Consider the following 442-nt stretch of genomic DNA (forward strand, 5'->3'; position numbering starts at 1 on the left):
CTCTAAGACAAGTCCGATTTTCATTGCACTTCCCCCTTGATGGCGATTTCAGCATTCGCCGACGTCAGTTTGACGAGATAGAGCGGACGATCGGCGTCCCACTGTTCGACCGTTCCGAAATCAAACTCCCCTGTCTCGAGTGACTGGCCTGGTTTGAGACGGATCGTGAAATGGGATGGGTTGACGAGTCCTTCCCCAGCTAAATAGACGGTCGACTCATCGAATGTGACGTTTAAATCAGCTTGTTGGTAGGTGATCATCTTTTCGGTCGCGTAGTGTTGCGTGTACGCTTCAAGATGCGGATATTGATTCTTCACGTCGTGGACGATTTTACGCAGACTCGCGAACATCGTATCCCAGTCCCGACCGAAGGCCCGGTCTGGATCGATGACATCATCCGGGTGAATGAAGTGGGAAAACACACCGAAATTGGCGATTGCAT

At 51.1% G+C, this 442-nt stretch carries 1 protein-coding gene; it reads right to left on the reverse strand.

From position 1 onward, the window contains the following. Positions 1 to 20: 20 nt before the first annotated feature. Positions 21 to 442: DUF2194 domain-containing protein (locus GD429_RS40080; protein ID WP_152865753.1), on the reverse strand; the 422-nt coding region annotated here is incomplete at its 5' end.

Origin of the sequence: Burkholderia sp. BE17 (genome assembly GCF_009362305.1) — a bacterium.
Classification (GTDB): Bacteria; Pseudomonadota; Gammaproteobacteria; order Burkholderiales; family Burkholderiaceae; genus Burkholderia; species Burkholderia pyrrocinia_C.